Genomic DNA, 15,882 nt, shown 5'->3' with positions numbered 1-15,882 from the left:
GGTTATACAAAAAAAGATAAGGACTACTTCCGGGAGCGGTTACTCCGCCCATCGGGTCCCGGAAGCTCAATCCGGTATTTTTTCAGTTTTCTAAACAGGGTACTTTTGTGCATACCGAGTTCTTTTGCGGCGGCAAGGCGATTATAACCACAACGAACAATAGTCTCCACAATACAATCCGCCTCACTCTTATGAAGATTCGTTAAAAGATACCGAGAAGACGGCGAGACGTTTGCCCCGGAACCATCCTGCAGATATGCGGGAAGATGTTCTTTGCCAATTTCGCCCTCCTGGCAAAGGACAAAACCATGCTCGATAATATTTTCAAGTTCACGGATATTCCCAGGAAAATCATGAGCCAGCAACAGAGCCATTGCCTCTTTAGACAAGCGGGTAATATAACGCTCCTTGATATGGTTCAGTTTTTCTATAAAATGTTCCACTAAAAGGGGTAAATCCTCTTTACGCTCTCTTAGAGGGGGCAAACGAAAACGAACTATATTAATCCGGTAAAACAGATCCTGCCTGAAACTGCCATCCGCCACCTTTTCTTCCAGATCAAGATTTGTGGCGGCAATAATCCGGGTATCTGTCTTACACTTTTCAACGCTGCCAAGAGGTTGGAACTCTTTATCTTCAAGCACCCTTAATAAACGGACCTGAAAGGCTGCGCTGGTATCTCCGATTTCATCCAGAAAAATAGTACCTCTGCCCGCCGCCTGAAACAGCCCCGGTTTGTCTTTATCTGCACCGGTAAAGGCTCCGGCTTTATAGCCGAACAGCTCAGATTCAAGCAGGGAGTCGGGCAAGGCTCCACAGTTAATGGCCACAAAAGGTTCATCTTTGCGCCCGGAATGATTATGAATCGCAGAGGCCATAAGGCCTTTTCCTGTCCCGGTTTCACCGTCGATTAGCACGGTGCTGTCACTCTCGGCAACCTGGGGCAGTATGTTGAATATTTTCTGCATGACAACGCTACGGCTCACCATATCCCCCAGCGCGTAACTGGCTGTTATCTCGCGACGAAGCTCTTCAACAAGGGTTCGATCCCGAAAGGTTTCCACTCCTCCCAGCACCTCACCTTTTTCATTTTGCAGGGGCGAGGTGGACACCCCGATGGGCACTCGCTTCTGCCTGTTATTGATAATATAGGTAGAGGTTGAGACAAAGGATTTATTCTCCTTCATCGTGCGTTTTAAGGCACAGTCACCTTCACACATATTCGAGCGAAATACCTCCCAGCAAAAACGACCTATAGCCTCCTCTCTTGGCGTTCCTGTGATTTGTTCTGCTGCCCGGTTAAAGGTCATAATCCGCCAGTTATGGTCTACTGTGAAAACACCGTCAGAAATAGATTCGAGTATGATTTCATTTGCGGCTTCTGAAAACTGTTTTTTCTTATCCATTACTGTTTTACCGAATCAAGAACCTCTACGACGTATGGGTAGATATTTTCGACAATAATTCTGTACCCCTCACTGTTTGGATGTATCCCATCTTCGAGATTAAGATTGGTTCTGGTTGCCACATCTTCGAGGAAAAATGGCATCAGTTCGACCTCCATCTCCTGGGCGATGCGGGGATACACAGCATTGAACTGAGACACATATTCAGGGCCAAGATTGTAAACCATTTTCATCCCGGCAAGAAGCACCGCGACATTGTTTTCTTTAAGCTGGGTGACAATTTCACGCAGGTTTTCTTCCAGAAGATTGACACTTATTCCACGCAGACCATCATTTGCACCGGTGCCAACGATAACCAGCTCCGGTTTTCGAGTGAGTATCCAGTCAATTCGAGCAAGGGTCCCGGAACTGGTTTCACCACTCACCCCGGCGTTGACGACTGTATAAGGATAGTTGTGCGCCTGGAGTTTTTTTTCTAATAGAGCGGGATAGCTCTCACTGGGATCAACGCCAAAACCTGCGGTAAGACTATCTCCAATGGCAACAATGGTTTTCATCTCAATATTCACAGGTTCTTCTCTCTTTGGCTGAACCCGGTTCTGTGGTTCTTCACTGCAACCGGCCAGAAGCAGGATCGTGAGCAACATAACGATAAACCTCATGTGTGTCAGCATAGCAGCCGCACTCCGGTCAACGGTTCTGCATAAAACGAGCTCTTTTTTTCTTTCATTACTCAACGCTCCTTTTTTGGAGAAACTCTCCTGGCTTACGACGCACAATCGATATCGACGATGCCACCCCTGTTCCCACAACAATACAACAGGAAACGGCAACCAGAAAAACACAAAAGAGAACATATGCTTTATGTTCAATATTAAAAACATAGGTCGACAGCGCCCAGCTTGCAACCTGTGAAATCACAAGAGCACAGCCACTGCTGATCAGGGCAAGAATAAGATTTTCCAGTATAAACACCTTCCAGACAAAGACAGAATCCGCCCCTAAAATTTTATAAAAGACCGCTTCCTGAATCCGTGCCAGACGGGTAGCAAGAATTGAACTCACCAGTATGAGTAACCCTGCCACTATGGAAAACATTGAAAAAAAGGTGATAACTGAAGAGAGCTTTTCCATAATCCGGCCGAGTTCTTTTGCCGTCTCAGCCACATTTATAGTTGATATGTTGGGGAATTTTTCAACCACCTTATTCTCCATTTGGCCAACGTCCTCAGGCGCTACGGTGAGCGCCGCAAAAAACGTCTGCGGCGCCTGGCCGAGATATTTTTCTGGGAAAACAAAATAGAAAAAAGGATAGAGCATCGACTTGGTACGACTCCTTACAGAGACAACCTGAGCCTCCAGAGGCAGTCCCTGTACATTAAATGAGAGAATATCACCAAGTACCATATCGCCCATTTCAGCCACTGTATCAAGAATTGAGACAGGAATGATTCCTGGAGCAAGTTCCTCTGTTCCAAATAAAGCATCCCCTTCAATGAGGACCTCATCACTCAAAAGCCCTGCACGATAGGTCAGATTAAACTCTCTGGTCAGAGTGTCTCCTCTTTTTTTCTGCTCCTTTTCTCTCACAATTTTTTCATCATTCATTGAAAGAAGCCGGGCCCGGATTACCGGGAAGAGCTCAACATCATCTCCTGCCAGTTCCATGAATCCTTGTTTTTGATTTTTTTGAATATCAATACAAAAAAGATTGGGAGCATCCTCGGGGTAGGATGATATATAGGTCGAACGAAGATCATTCTGCACAAGACCAATGGACAACAGCAAGGTCAAAGCCGAGCTGAGCGTGACCATTATAGTCTTTGCCGCATTGCCCGGTCGCAGCATACTTTTAAGGGCCTGCCGCAAGGCAAGACCACCTCCTGAGATTCTCCGTAAACCAACAATGACCAAGCTTACCAGCAGGGTAATCATAGCGACCAAGGTGAAGGTACCCCCGACAAAATAGAGACCAATCTTCACATCGTCGAGTTGCCGGATAATAAGACCGGTAAACAAAACCACCCCACAGACAAAAAACAGATAGGTGGTAGGAGACTGTTCGGTCGTACTTTCATGTCGTATCACCGCAATGGGTTTGACAGAAGTAATTGAACGCAGTGGGAAAAATGAAAAGAAGGCAACCACAGCAAAGCCTAAAAGAGTTCCTTCAAAAATATCAACAGGGGACAGGCCAAGCTTGATATTATCAGGAAGCAGACCGGCGAAGATCAAGGTGAAATTCTTTTCAAGAATATAAGCCCCCAGAAAACCCACAAAGCAGCCTGTAAGACTGAGGACAAAGACGATAACAAGATAGTGGCTGAATAAAAATCTGCCGCTTGCCCCCACGGCTCTAATAATAGCTAGACTCTTTTCTTTATGGCGAAATAGAGCAGCCAGGGAACTCTGCATCCCGACACCTGCCAGAAGCATTGTGAAAACAGAGATGAGCGAGAGGAAAAACAGGAGATTATCAAAAAATCGTTTTACCCTTGATGGCGCATTGGCATAGGTCACCACCCGCTCCTGACCGGTATCTGTATAGTGCTGCAATTTTGCTGCGATTTCGTCTACCATACTGGGTTCACCCAGACGAAGCAGAGCCTTATAATGCACCCTGCTGCCTGGCTTCATCAGATCCATCGCCGCGAGATCGGCCGAAGAAACAAAGATGCGTGGACCAAAATCAAAAAACTCCACCGGCCGTTGTGATTCCCCTTCAACCACATCTACAATCGTTAAAGACTTTGAACCAACCTGAACCTGTTCTCCCTCTTTAACGTCAAGGCGAACCAGAAGCGATGAGCCAACAACCGCAGTACCCGGCTGTAATACCTGTTGAAAATTTTTCCCCGAACGAAGCTCTACAGCCCCATAAAGAGGATAGATGCTATCAACCGCCTTAATGTTGGCAAGTACCGTCTTATCCCCAGAACCGTTTCTGGCAACCGAATAAAACTCCCAGGTTCGACTCACCTCGGTGTCTGGTTCCTGTTCCAGGTCCGCAAGTGCTTTGGTGATTACCGGGCTTAAGGGACGATGGCTTCTTACAATCACATCACCGCCATGGAGATTTCTGGCATCACTGACCAAGGACTGATTGACATCCCGGCGAAAGCTGTTGATTGCAACAAGACTTACCAGGGACAGCGCGACACAGACCACAAAAATCAGTCCCTGACCGCGACTGTGTGAGATTTCAGAAAGAATGAAACGAAAATTCATTACAGCTGGCTCCCTGCTTCAATAACCCCATCACGAAGTACGATAACCCTATCGGCACGGGCTGCAAGGGACCTGCTATGGGTAACGATGACCAGGGTCATACCGAGTTCTTCGTGAAGCTTGGCAAGGAGTTCTATAATGGCCGTACTGTTTCCCGAGTCAAGATTTCCAGTGGGCTCGTCAGCGAAAACTATTTGCGGCGCATTGATGAGAGCCCTGCAAATAGCGACACGCTGCTGTTCACCGCCAGACATCTGAGATGGGTAATTATTGGCCCGCTGACTCAAACCAACTTTTTCCAGCAAGGCCTGGGCTTTATTGGTCGCATCCGGGTCTTTTTTAAGTTCTGCAGGAAATTGGATATTTTCAAGGGCAGTGAGAGACGGAATGAGATGAAAGGATTGGAAAACAAAACCGATAAGGGTATTTCGCACTGGTGCAAGTTGATCTTCTGACATCGGAGTTATATCCCGTAAACAAAGTTCAACGCGACCACCATCAGGTTTATCCAGACCGGAAAGCACACTTAAAAGTGTGCTTTTACCACTGCCACTACTCCCTGCAACCACAACAAATTCACCTTTGCCAATGGTAAGTGAAATATTTTTGAGGATCTGAATCCTTTGGGAGCCAATGGTGAAATGTTTCGAGATGTTTTCCGCTTTTATTATTTGAGACATCAGTATTTATTCCATTTTATTTTCATGTATATAGATCACAATGAACTACTATAAGACCTGTTAAAAGAAACAAAAGGGGATATAGTAGGCAGATCATTTTTACCCCCAGACTCTTATACAAAGGTTTTTACCATGACAGACTCATCTCCGCCTCACTCCCCGATAACTCTATTTGACACATTGCATGCGCAATGCGAGCAGGAGTGGCAAGCATATTGTTACCATGAATTTATTGGTCAGATCGCTGACGGAACCCTGCCCGAGCAATGTTTCCGTCACTACCTCATGCAGGATTATCTCTTTCTCATCCATTTTTCCCGAGCCTGGGCACTAGCGGTTTACAAGTCCGAGACGATTGCCGATATGCGAGCAGCAGCAACGACCCTTAACGCGCACCTGAACTATGAGATGGGCCTCCATGTCAAATACTGTAAGAGCTGGGGAATAGAGGAAAAGCAACTGGAAGAAGTAGAGGAGGCGAGCGCCAATATGGCTTATACCCGCTATGTCCTAGAGCGGGGGTTGGCTGGAGATATTCTCGACCTGCACGTGGCGCTTGCCCCCTGCGTGATAGGCTATGCAGTGATCTGCAAGCGCCTGATGGAAGACCCCGCCACCCGTCTGTCTGGTAACCCCTACAGAGAATGGATTGAGATGTACGGAGGTGATGAATACCAGGATATTGCAAGAAAGGCCGTAGAAAATCTGGACAACCTTGCCGCATCGCGTGCAGGAGCTGACCGTATGAAAAATCTTGCCAAAACGTTTAAGCAGGCAACGGTACTTGAGATAGGCTTTTGGGAAATGGGACTGTATTTAAAAATGTAATCCAGCAGAGAGCTCTTCTCGGTGAGTTTCTGGTCGTAGAGCAGTGCGTAGATTTTTCTATTATGTAAGGGTAAGAAGGGGGATGCCTATTGTGTTGCCTCGATCATCGGGCACGGAGGGCAAAACCTTTTGTGCTTCTCTACTTCCAGCTCTCGATCCCCAATTCCTGTGTTTTAATACGTCACCATCACCCCAGCAAGAAACCTATTGGCGCCATTGGCTCTTATTAAAAGAAGCCAGAAACTAAAAAAATATTACCGCTCTACAAGCGGCAATATTTTTTAAAATGTTTTTTGGAGAAAAAAATTATCAGAATCAAATAAGATATTTTTCTATGTTTTCTCCCTGCGCAATACGGCTCTTAAATACATTCGGCATGCGTCCCTGACCTGTCCATGTAATACGTTCACCAGCATCATTTACTATTGCATATTTAGGTGGAAGCGGAGTTCTTTTCACTTTTTTCTTTACAGGTTGGGCTTGCAGTTCATCAGGCTCAATACCATCTGCTGCGAGCATTTCCTGATATTTTTTAATCTTTAGAAGACGCTCGGCCTCTTTTTTATGCATTTTTTCATATTCGAGTGCTCGAACTTCAATAATTTTATCTAACTTACTTCTTACATCTTCTAACTGCTCTACGGTTAATTCTTTAACGGCACTTTTGAAACGTCGAGCATGACAAAGTATCGTTGTAAACTCATCCATGTGAATTCCTTTCTAGTGAGGTTGTTGGTCTTTGAATATAAAAGCACAGTCTCTTTTAATATAGTCTGTCTGAGCATCCACTTCTTAAATTATTTTCTATAAACAATATTTCTTTTATTTGTCTGTTGCGAATATAACAAGACCAATCACCATTTTCAAATAACAATTATAGTTCATCCGCAAATATATTGTTTGTTAATAATATTCAAAGAACATATCATAACTTATTACTGCCGTAATAAATTATTTTTTCTTCCTTATTTAACAGGCCTGATCAATATCTTTCATTACAGTTTATAATTATTTTTAAAAAAAAATACCTTCTCGTTTCTTTTTCACTATTGCTACCAAAAAGATCATTATAACAAATAGTGATCTGACTACTCTTCACAGCAATACAAAGCACTTTTGAAGATTTACAGTGACATCCTGAAAGCATTTGCTTATCATTTACAGTTTGACTATACACACTTTATTTTCATAATTTAAGCAGGACTTCCTTTGAAGAAAAAGCCATCAGCTCTCATGGATAAAAAGAGAGCGAAGATAATCTCATACTCTGAGCTTAAAGATCTATTGGTCCCACTTTTCAAAACCCACCGCTACCGTCTCATTTTCGGTTTTTCTGCCCTGATCACGGTCGACTTACTTCAGCTCGTCATTCCAAGACTGATCAAAAAAGCGGTTGACGGGCTTTCCCGACAGAGCATAGACCAAAACGGCCTCTTCCAGGTCGGTCTTGCCATTGTGGCCATTGGAATCCTGGTCGTTATTTTACGTTTCTGCTGGAGATACCTGATAATTGGCTTTTCCCGTCTACTGGAGCGTGCCATCCGCAACCGGCTTTTTGGTCACATCCTGAAGATGGATGCTCAGTTTTTTGAAAAATATTCAACAGGTGATCTTATGGCCCACCTCGGCAACGACCTCTCTGCTGTACAGATGGCCTGTGGCATGGGGATGGTCGCAGCGGCCGATGCACTTGTCATGTCCGTTGCCGCCATCGCCTTTATGATTGCAATCGATCCAACGCTTACCCTGCTGGCCCTTCTCCCCATGCCTTTTCTTGCCATTTCGACACGGATTCTCTCGGGAAAACTGCATAAAAGGTTTGCCACGGTCCAGGAGCAGTTTGCAGATCTTACCGAATTTTCAAGATCCACCCTTCTCTCCATTGGTCTGATCAAGGCCTACACAATGGAAAACTTTCAAGGCAGCCGTTTCAACCTCCTCGGCAAAGCATACGCTACCGCCAATATAAATGTCGCTAAAATTCAAGGCCTTATCAGTCCTCTGGCAAGCCTTGTCGGCAGCTGCGGAATGCTCATGATTCTCTATTTTGGCGGACGACTTGTCATTAATGCAACCATCAGCCTGGGAGATTTTGTTGCCTTTATCACCTATCTTTATATGTTGATCTGGCCCATGATGGCCATAGGCTGGGTGGCGAATCTCGCACAGCGGGGACTTACCTCTCTTGGCAGAATTCAGCATATTCTCAACGCCGAACCGAGCCTTAAAGACAATTCCAATTTACCTGAAGGTATCGATTCCAAGAAGCTTGGGTTTTCCCTCAGAAATCTGACTTTTACCTACGCCGCAGCATCGACACCGGCCCTCTCCTCCATCAATCTTGAATTTCCACCCGGTATTTACGGGATCACTGGGAGAACAGGTTCAGGTAAGTCAACCCTCTGTAAATTGCTGACCCGTATGTATCCTCTTGAGGACGGCATGCTTTATTTTGCAGACAAAGAGGTCAACAGCCTTCCCCTTGCATTTATCCGCTCACACATTGGCTACGTCAGCCAGGAACCGACCCTTTTTTCAGACTCCATTGCAGCGAATATACGCCTGGGAAGACCTGAAAGCAGCCTTGAGGAGGTCGAGCAGGCAGCGAAAAACGCCGCCATTCATGCCGACATTATAGAATTTAAAGACGGGTATAACACCCTCATCGGAGAACGGGGGGTAAAACTGAGCGGTGGCCAGCGGCAACGCCTTGGCCTTGCCAGAGCCCTCCTCTGCGACCGACCGATTCTTATTATCGATGACGGTCTTTCAGCTGTAGATGTGGCAACCGAGCATGATGTTTTTAACGGTATTAAACAACACCTGGCCAATAAAACTGTGATCATAGTCTCCAACAGGATCAAACTTCTTTCCATGACCGATCAAATTACCATTTTAAAGGATGGCGTGGTGGAAACACAGGGCACCCATGACGAATTGCTCACCCGCAACCCACTGTACAGAACAATGCACGACAAACAGATGAAAAACAACGATCTGGGGGAGACCTCTGCTCCATGAGAGATTACGGCTACAGTGAAGAGGGACATCAAGGCTCTCTCAGCGACTTTGGTCTGTGGAAAAGAGTGCTCCGTTTCTCAGCGCCATATAAAGCGGGCCTGATAGCTGCGGTGTTTATTTCGTTCATCATCACCGCAAGTACCCTGACTCTCCCCCACCTTGTCCAGACGGCGATAGACAGTTATATCACCGTGGAACATCTGGAAAGAGCTTTGCGGATGGCGGGCCTGAGTCACATTGCACTACAGTACGGTCTGCTGGTGGTCGCTGTTTTTTTTGCAACGTTTATCCAGATCCTGATTCTGGAATGGGTAGGACAGTCTGTTATGCACACGGTGAGACAACGACTTTTCACCACCATCCTTAATCTTGATCTCACTTTTTTTAACAGCAACCCCACGGGAAGACTTGTCACAAGGCTGACCAACGATATCCAGAACATGAATGAGATGTTCACCTCCGTCATCGTGACCCTGTTCAACGATTTGCTGCGCCTGGCCGGGATACTTCTCCTCCTGTTTTATATGAATCCAAGGCTTGCCGGTGTCATGACCCTCTTTATGCCTGTTGCTCTTGTAATCACAATCATATTTGCAAAATTTGCCCGCGAAAGATTCAGAGAGATACGCACGAAACTTGCCAAGATAAACTCCTACCTCTCAGAGACCCTTGCCGGTATTTCGATCCTGCAGATCTTCAACAGACAGGCCGAATGCAAAGAGACCTTTGAGAGTTTAACCGGGGAATATCTACAGAAAACACTCAAGCAGATCAAACTCTTTGGTACCTTCATGCCACTTACAGAGTTTTTAAGCTCTGCTGCAGTGGCGCTCATTCTCTGGTATGGCGGTGGTGAAATACTGCAAAAGAGGCTTACCCTGGGAGAACTTGTCGCTTTTATTTCCTATATGCGGTTGTTTTTTCAACCTCTGCGTGAGTTATCCCAGAAATATTCTGTCGTTCAGTCCGCCATGGCCTCTGCAGAACGGATCTTCCAGCTGCTCGACAAAAAAAGTGCTATTCAGGAAACGCCCCTGGCCACAGAACTCCACAACCCCGAAGGTAGACTGGACTTTCAGAACATTCATTTTTCTTACACCCCCGATTCACAGATACTCTCTGATGTATCTTTTTCTCTTGAACCCGGCCAGACAGTCGCTCTTGTCGGCACCACTGGCTCAGGCAAGACAACACTTGTCAATCTACTCTTACGTTTTTACGAGCCACAACACGGAAATATTTTAATAGACGGGCACAATATAAAGGATCTGAGCCTGAAAAATCTTCGCCAAGTGGTTGGAGTTATTTTACAGGACGTCTTCCTCCTGCAGGACACATTGCTTGCCAATATTGTCATGGAGACCGGTTGCAACCGGCAAAAGGTTGAAGAGATTCTCAAGCAGACGGGGATCGACAGATTTACAAACAAGCTGCCCCAGGGTCTTGATACGCTGATCGGAGAGGGAGGAATGACTCTTTCCACAGGAGAGAAACAACTTCTGGCTTTTGCCCGGGTGCTCTGCCGGGATCCGGCAATCCTTATCCTTGATGAAGCAACAGCGGCCATCGACACCGAATCAGAAAATATACTGGAGACGGCAATAGCCGACAGTTTTAAAAACAGGACAAGTCTGGTTATTGCCCATCGTCTTTCAACGATCCGCAGGGCAAATCACATAGTCGTCATGCGTCAGGGGAAAATTGTGGAAAGCGGAACCCATGATGAGCTGCTTGCCCAGAATGGTCATTACGCCCTGCTTGTGGCGATGGACCTTGAGAATGATCAATCAACCAACGACGTAACGGCTCCGGCAGTAGAGACGCTCAGATAAAAAAGAGAGAACAGCAGAAAGGTCAAACAGCTGGGTCAGTCGGACCCAGCACTTCAGACTGGAGCAAGAACAACCATGTACTGGATATCTCCTTCAATAACCGCAATAAACCAGTTACCACCGGAGATAAAATACTGGGTATTCTCTATCATAACCGACCGGGCTCCATCGGGAAGATAGTCCAGCAGAGTCCCGGCCACAAGGGGACCACTATCGTACAGCGAACTCACCTCAACCGCCTCATTAATTGGATCGACATAATACCATCCAGCCCCCGGAGTGGCCGTGGATAGAACAATCAGTGCCGGCAAAATCAGATTCCACAATAGTGTACTCATAGCATTTCTCCAATATTCAGAAATAAATTAATCAAAGATTATTTCAAAACGAACTGCAGAGAACATGCCAGACACGACAATCAATAAATATTTCTTATATTCAGACGGTTATTTCAAGTCATAAAAGCCACACAGCTCCTACGCCGGGAGAATTTTTTGCACACCCTAGCAATTTTTTACCCATTCCCTTTCAGTGAAATCAGGATGCGAATGCTACTAATTCCTAAGCGTTGCCTGTAATCTTTCCGGTCGCAGCATCAATTGCAAAGCATCCCAGATATCTTTGCAGCAGATGTCACTGGCGGCAATTGCAGCAGGGGAGGCGCCTTCGTTTTGCAAAACGGAAATGCCGAGGGCTGCTATCGAAAGCATGAGCGCATCATTTCTGCCGTTCCCAATTGCAGCAACATTCTTTTCCCCAAGACTCTTGACATACGCCCCCTTTTTCTCGTCCTGAGCCCCCTCTCCGATCACCTGCAGATGACAGGCAATACCGGCAACCTTCTCTTTTACCGTCCCATGGGTATCAGCGGTCAGAACATGGAGTTGAACATCTTTTGCCAGAAGATTAAGTAACTCCGGCACCCCTGTTATAAGGTCACCATCCAGTGCGATTGTTCCATTATAATCCAGAACAAGATGATGAATTTTCAGTGCAGGCCCTCCGGGTATATTTATGTCAATCATTGTGCTCCTTTCGTGGTGCTGTTAATAGTTGTGCTTCCTGCATTTACACTTGCCATAAAGGCCAAGAAGATACACAGTAGTTGGCACTCACATTTTCAAAACCAAGGGTACAACTTCAATGCAAAAAAATCATGATGTAAGCGATGAAGAATTAAAAAAGGTGATCGCAGATTTTCTTGAAATGGGCCACATAGAAAATATAACAGCCATGTTTCGCCAGGATTCCAGATACTATGCATGGAGTGGTGACCTTTTGCGGGATGAACGCTTCAACGTCCGTCTCGGCATGGCTGTACTCTTTGAGGAACTCAAAGAAATTCAGCCCCAGACTCTGGTACAGGCAGTCCCTTCTCTCCTGCCACTGCTTGAGGATGGCAACCCCCTGCTTCGTGGCGAAGCGGTTTCTCTGTTAGCTCTCATAGGAACTCCTGAAGCCCTGAGACATGTTGAAAAAATGTACAGCGACCCAAGTCCCCAGGTCCGGGAGATGGTAAAACTCGTTCTTTCAGAGGAGCTATGAAAACTGTGCCTCAACCGTCCCCGTCGGTTCCAGAAAAAAACAGGTTTACACCATGGTGGCTCAGTGTGATCGGTGCAATTGTAACCTACTGCAGTCTGAAATATGTATTTCCCGAACTCAAAGTCGCCAGTGCAACTTTACAGCAGTTGTTTCAGCTTGGTCCGAGCCTGGCACCGGTTTTTACTATTCCATTTCTGCTTCTTGCGGCCAAGCAACTGTACGATAAGGATCTTCCCAAAATGGACAATAATAAAGAGAATGAAGGTGACAGTGAGGCTGAGTAGTTCCTTTACAAAGATTACAAACTGAAGAAAATTCTTTTGCTTATTTGGAAAAGAAGCTACTGTTTCATGTTTACTGACAACTGATAATTTTATAAGACAACGCTATGATTGACGGCACCGATAAAAAAATTCTGACCATTCTCCAGGACAATGGCCGTATTACCAACTCCAGACTAGCACAGGAAATTGGCTTATCCCCCCCTGCGGTCCTTGAACGTGTCAGACGCCTTGAGTCATCAGGCGTCATCGATAAATATGTTGCCGTACTCGACCGCAAAAAAGCAGGTTTTGAGATACAGACCATTGTCATGGTCTGCCTCAGCCATCATCAGATACAGTCCCTTGAAAATGTGATCAAACGTTTGACCAGTATGGAAGAGGTCCTCGAATGCTATCAACTCACCGGTGAAGTGGATTTTCTCCTCAAGGTTGTTGTCAAAGATATGGAAAGCTATACCAATTTTGTAAATAATAAACTTTCAGGTATCCCCGGAATCCAGAATGTAAAGACATCTTTCATCCTGGAAACCAAGAAAAACAGTACATCTCTTCGATTTCCAACAGACAAATAGAACGTACCTGACTGATTTTCTCTCTGTTTCAGGGCCGGGATACCGCCAAGAAGGTGTCCCGGAGTTTGCATCTTCCCCACCTGACAAGATGATAGGGGATGGAGGGAGAGCTTCCTATCATCGGCTGCATTTGGGGACGCCCATTCGTCTTGGTGGTTGAGAAAATTAAACTGTAAATTTTCTCATTGCTTCTGGATTTGTAAAAACTGCCATTCCTGTTGTCATAACCCCAAATCCAAACTTTTTATAAAATCCTTCCATCCCTGGAGTTGCATACAGAATGATATTACAGTTTGGCAGTTGAGCTAAGATGGTTTGGATGATAACCTTTCCAATTCCCTTTCCTTGAGCCTCTGGCAAAACAGCAACATCATAAATTGCCCCCTGATATTCACCATCAGATATTGCTCTTCCAAAACCAGTTAACTGTGAGCCATCATAAATAAAAACGGTTGTGTAACTGGCCTCGAAAGCACGCTTATGAACTTCTGGTGAATGGTAGGCCATGCCGACTTTTCGCAGTGATTCAGCGATTATTGACCAATCAATTCCAGAGCAATCGGTTACTATTTTTAATTCCATCTTTTTTATGCAGGGTGAGAGATTTAACAAGAACTATAGAACATAATTTCACAAATGTTATACAGCGCAGGTGATGGTTTGCCAAGCTATCACAACAGTATCGACCTGAGAATCTGGCATTACTTGGTCATAGCACCATCGGAGATAACTCCAACGAAAATCATGGCACTTGATGAAACAAAGCACACTTTTGTCGGATGAACCAAAAAATCACATATGAGAAGATGAATCTGGACTTCTCCAGTTTAGTACATTCAAGAGGTGATAAATTTCCCATATCGGGGTATATGGGAGAAACTTAAATAACGGATCACATTTAATCTTATACAGAGTCGAAGTAACCATGAATAACCGAGAGGACCTTAAGGGTCAGGCAGCAACAATCATCAGGCTGGGAGAAAATGTTCTCGAAACCGAGAGCGAACCATCACATTCAAACCCGCATGTCAATGAACAAAAGTTTCACGACTTTCGAATTTCCGCACTGTCATTTCTGAGCAGGGTCTTTGGCAACACCAGCACCTACTACCAGAGTTTTAAGACCGAAGTCACCCAGGCCACCGCCAGCAGAACACGGCGCGGTCTTGGCATTATCAAAGCGGGACAGAGGGATATTGAAGGGGACTGGCTGGAAACCACCCGGGGCGCGGTCACCAAGGATGTACTCATTGATATGCTAAAACTTGCAAAAATTCAAAAAGACCAGAGCAACGACAAGGCTGCTGTGATCATGATGGGTGCCATCCTCGAGGAATTGCTGCGCAATCTCTGCCTCAAAGCCGACATTCGAGTCTACAACGAAATACAAGGCAAGGCTGTTGCAAAAAAAGGTCTTCAACTCACCGGCGAAGCCTATAAAAAGAAAATTTACGAGCGCCAGGAAAACAAAATGATCATTGCCTGGTTAGAACTCTATAACGAGGCTGTAGCGGGCAAGGATGAGAACATAACCCCAAGCAAAGCAAGCCAGATGCTCACCGGAATGCAGAGCTTTCTTGCGAGCTGCTCATTATAATCCTGCAACTTCTTTTCTGGTTGATACTATGGTGCAGAAATCTACCCTTCTCCGACCCGACACAGAACTCTTTATCTATTATATAGAAGGCATCATTCCAGCCCATCACAGAATCGACAACGACTATTTTATAGGCAACTGGGTTGAAGATGATTTCAGTTTTCTTTTCTTCACCCAGCCAGCAACAGAAGAGGTTCTAGAAACCCTGCAGGCCTTTCCGGGTTTTTCTCTTATAGATCAGTACCAGATGAGTTATGGGGAATGGCAGGGCGGTAATGTGGAACCTCTGCGTATAGGCCGGTTTCTCCTCAACCCGACCTGGATCAAGGCCTCCCCCAAGGAAAATGATATTTCAATTACCCTTGATTCAGGGGTGGTCTTTGGCAATGGTGGTCATCCAACCACCCAGGCGTGTCTTGAGGCCATGGAGATTGCCTGCTCTGGCAACAAAACCAGAACCATGCTCGATCTGGGCTCAGGGACCGGGGTCCTCGCTCTGGCCGGAGCAAAGCTGGGATGTAAAAAAGTGCTTGCCGTTGACTACAATTTTCTCGCAACAAAAACCGCGCTCACCAACGTCTTTCTCAATAAACTTGAAGACAGGGTTCTGGTCATCAATGGCAAGGCGGAAGAACAGCTTTCAGTGGCAACAGACCTGGTGGTGGCAAACATCCATTACGATGTAATGAAAGAGCTATTAAACAAAGAAGGTTTCTATACCCAAAAGTGGTTCATCCTCTCGGGACTGCTTACCAGTGAGGCGGAAAAAATACTCACCTTTTTACAAAGCAAACCAGTACTCATCCTGAAGCGCTGGGGTCAGGGAGAAGTCTGGCACACCATCCTCGGGATCACCCAGAACAGTTAGTACAGACCTTTCACGCTACCG

16 protein-coding genes are annotated in these 15,882 nt (G+C 45.7%); 8 read left to right on the top strand and 8 right to left on the bottom strand.

What is annotated here, in order from left to right; genetic code table 11:
- Positions 1-23: 23 nt before the first annotated feature.
- From FCL48_RS14385 to FCL48_RS14370, 4 genes are read right to left on the bottom strand one after another with little or no spacing between them, the layout of a single operon-like run.
- On the bottom strand, positions 24-1,406 hold the full coding sequence (locus tag FCL48_RS14385) for a sigma-54-dependent Fis family transcriptional regulator (protein WP_136872986.1): 1,383 nt from the start codon (positions 1,404-1,406) through the stop codon (positions 24-26).
- Positions 1,406-2,080, bottom strand: a complete 675-nt coding sequence (locus FCL48_RS14380) for an arylesterase (RefSeq protein WP_136872985.1) — start codon at positions 2,078-2,080, stop codon at positions 1,406-1,408. The genes FCL48_RS14385 and FCL48_RS14380 overlap by 1 nt, the downstream gene beginning before the upstream one ends.
- Positions 2,081-2,135: 55 nt before the next feature.
- Entirely contained in the window at positions 2,136-4,634 is a 2,499-nt protein-coding gene (locus FCL48_RS14375) for an ABC transporter permease (RefSeq protein ID WP_136872984.1), read from the bottom strand.
- Positions 4,634-5,314, bottom strand: coding sequence for an ABC transporter ATP-binding protein (locus FCL48_RS14370; RefSeq protein WP_136872983.1), 681 nt, complete (start codon positions 5,312-5,314; stop codon positions 4,634-4,636). Before FCL48_RS14370 ends, FCL48_RS14375 begins: the two co-directional genes overlap by 1 nt.
- A gap of 132 nt (positions 5,315-5,446) precedes the next feature.
- Here FCL48_RS14370 and tenA point away from each other — a divergent pair, with 132 nt between their 5' ends.
- Entirely contained in the window at positions 5,447-6,142 is a 696-nt protein-coding gene (tenA, locus tag FCL48_RS14365; protein ID WP_136872982.1) for a thiaminase II, read from the top strand.
- 315 nt (positions 6,143-6,457) lie between these two features.
- Here tenA and FCL48_RS14360 read toward each other — a convergent pair whose 3' ends face one another.
- Complete coding sequence (locus FCL48_RS14360) at positions 6,458-6,850, bottom strand: H-NS family nucleoid-associated regulatory protein (RefSeq protein WP_136872981.1); 393 nt, start codon at positions 6,848-6,850, stop codon at positions 6,458-6,460.
- Between the two features lie 501 nt (positions 6,851-7,351).
- Here FCL48_RS14360 and FCL48_RS14355 point away from each other — a divergent pair.
- Positions 7,352-9,163, top strand: a complete 1,812-nt coding sequence (locus tag FCL48_RS14355; RefSeq protein ID WP_240744851.1) for an ABC transporter ATP-binding protein — start codon at positions 7,352-7,354, stop codon at positions 9,161-9,163.
- Positions 9,160-10,995 carry an ABC transporter ATP-binding protein gene (locus FCL48_RS14350; RefSeq protein ID WP_136872980.1) on the top strand — a complete coding sequence of 612 codons (1,836 nt, stop codon included), beginning with the start codon at positions 9,160-9,162 and terminating at the stop codon, positions 10,993-10,995. The genes FCL48_RS14355 and FCL48_RS14350 overlap by 4 nt, the downstream gene beginning before the upstream one ends.
- 53 nt (positions 10,996-11,048) lie before the next feature.
- Here FCL48_RS14350 and FCL48_RS14345 read toward each other — a convergent pair whose 3' ends face one another.
- Positions 11,049-11,333, bottom strand: a complete 285-nt coding sequence (locus FCL48_RS14345) for a hypothetical protein (RefSeq protein WP_136872979.1) — start codon at positions 11,331-11,333, stop codon at positions 11,049-11,051.
- 216 nt (positions 11,334-11,549) lie between these two features.
- A complete protein-coding gene (locus tag FCL48_RS14340) occupies positions 11,550-12,020 on the bottom strand; it encodes an HAD family hydrolase (protein WP_136872978.1) in 471 nt (156 codons plus the stop codon).
- A gap of 118 nt (positions 12,021-12,138) precedes the next feature.
- On the opposite strand from FCL48_RS14340, the gene FCL48_RS14335 reads away from it, so the two are divergent.
- The 3 genes from FCL48_RS14335 to FCL48_RS14325 all read left to right on the top strand — a co-directional run bounded on the left by FCL48_RS14335 (position 12,139) and on the right by FCL48_RS14325 (position 13,396).
- A complete protein-coding gene (locus FCL48_RS14335) occupies positions 12,139-12,540 on the top strand; it encodes a HEAT repeat domain-containing protein (RefSeq protein ID WP_136872977.1) in 402 nt (133 codons plus the stop codon).
- The gene (locus tag FCL48_RS14330; protein ID WP_136872976.1) at positions 12,537-12,824 is read left to right on the top strand and encodes a hypothetical protein; all 288 of its coding nucleotides are present in this window, start codon (positions 12,537-12,539) and stop codon (positions 12,822-12,824) included. Before FCL48_RS14335 ends, FCL48_RS14330 begins: the two co-directional genes overlap by 4 nt.
- A gap of 104 nt (positions 12,825-12,928) precedes the next feature.
- Positions 12,929-13,396: an Lrp/AsnC family transcriptional regulator gene (locus FCL48_RS14325; protein ID WP_136872975.1), complete on the top strand. Its 468-nt coding sequence runs from the start codon at positions 12,929-12,931 to the stop codon at positions 13,394-13,396.
- A 165-nt stretch (positions 13,397-13,561) separates the two neighbouring features.
- On the opposite strand, the gene FCL48_RS14320 is transcribed toward FCL48_RS14325, so the two are convergent.
- Positions 13,562-13,978, bottom strand: a complete 417-nt coding sequence (locus FCL48_RS14320) for a GNAT family N-acetyltransferase (protein WP_136872974.1) — start codon at positions 13,976-13,978, stop codon at positions 13,562-13,564.
- Between the two features lie 343 nt (positions 13,979-14,321).
- Here FCL48_RS14320 and FCL48_RS14315 point away from each other — a divergent pair, with 343 nt between their 5' ends.
- Positions 14,322-14,993 (top strand): hypothetical protein, encoded by a 672-nt coding sequence (locus FCL48_RS14315; protein WP_136872973.1) that lies wholly within the window; start codon positions 14,322-14,324, stop codon positions 14,991-14,993.
- 28 nt (positions 14,994-15,021) lie between these two features.
- Positions 15,022-15,861 (top strand): 50S ribosomal protein L11 methyltransferase, encoded by an 840-nt coding sequence (locus tag FCL48_RS14310; RefSeq protein ID WP_136872972.1) that lies wholly within the window; start codon positions 15,022-15,024, stop codon positions 15,859-15,861.
- Positions 15,862-15,882: the final 21 nt, after the last annotated feature.

The organism is Desulforhopalus sp. IMCC35007, assembly GCF_005116575.1.
GTDB lineage: Bacteria > Desulfobacterota > Desulfobulbia > Desulfobulbales > Desulfocapsaceae > Desulforhopalus_A.
Note: the sequence above shows the minus strand (reverse complement) of the source record. Positions and strands in the feature narration are given on the sequence as shown.